The sequence below is a fragment of the Vibrio sp. 1557 genome (assembly GCF_033340175.1).
GTDB lineage: Bacteria > Pseudomonadota > Gammaproteobacteria > Enterobacterales > Vibrionaceae > Vibrio > Vibrio alginolyticus.
Genome location: NZ_JAWOVZ010000317.1, coordinates 1 through 1,004, shown reverse-complemented (window position 1 = coordinate 1,004; position 1,004 = coordinate 1). Strand labels below are relative to the sequence as shown.

Annotated in this window: 2 protein-coding genes; both read left to right on the top strand. The window is 45.9% G+C overall.

Annotation, left to right across the window (positions count from 1 at the left end; genetic code table 11):
* Positions 1-565 (top strand): ABC transporter ATP-binding protein (locus tag R7070_RS26755; protein WP_318141597.1); only part of this gene is annotated, 565 nt, incomplete at its 5' end.
* Positions 566-1,004: ABC transporter permease (locus R7070_RS26750; protein ID WP_318141596.1), on the top strand; the 439-nt coding region annotated here is incomplete at its 3' end. It abuts the gene before it with no gap.

Below are 1,004 nucleotides of genomic sequence, written 5' to 3'. Positions count from 1 at the left end.
ATACCTGAAGAAGCTCGATTTATGGGAGAAGCGCAAAGAGCGTGCTCGTAACTTATCGGGTGGTATGAAGCGTCGTTTGATGATTGCTCGCGCGCTCATGCACGAGCCAAAACTGCTGATTTTGGATGAGCCGACGGCTGGGGTGGACATTGAGTTGCGTCGTTCAATGTGGGATTTCCTCAAAGAAATCAATCAGCAGCAAGGGATCACTATCATTCTTACTACGCACTATTTAGAAGAAGCGGAAATGCTGTGTCGCAACATAGGCATTATCAATCGCGGCGAGTTGATTGAAAACACAACCATGAAAGCGTTGCTCAGCAAGCTCAGCGTAGAAACCTTTATTCTAGATATCGAGACTGACGGCGAAGTACCTGAGTTGAATGGTGTCAATCGTCAAAGCTTAATCGATGGCTCATTAGAAATTGAGTTAGATAAAAGCCAAGGTCTCAATGCGGTGTTTGCTCAATTAACGGAACATGGCGTGAAAGTGCTGTCGATGCGCAATAAAGCCAACCGATTAGAAGAACTGTTTGTCAGCATTGTCAGAGAGGGGAGCAAGTAAATGTACCAACTGTATTGGACGGCATTTCGTAGTTTGCTGGGTAAAGAGGTGACGCGTTTCTCGCGTATTTGGGTGCAAACCTTGGTACCACCAGCGATTACAATGACGCTGTATTTCATCATCTTTGGTAATCTGATCGGTTCTCGAATTGGTGAAATGAGCGGATTTAGCTATATGGAATACATCGTGCCGGGTTTGATCATGATGTCGGTGATCACCAACTCATATTCAAATGTCGCGTCTTCATTCTTTAGTGCAAAACTGCAAAAGAACATCGAAGAGTTGTTGGTTGCACCTGTGCCAAACTACGTCATCATCGCAGGTTATGTCATGGGTGGTGTAACCCGTGGCTTGCTGGTTGGTGCTATTGTGACGTGCGTGTCGCTGCTGTTTGTAGATCTACAGGTTGAGCACTGGGGTATCATTGTGGCGACGGTAT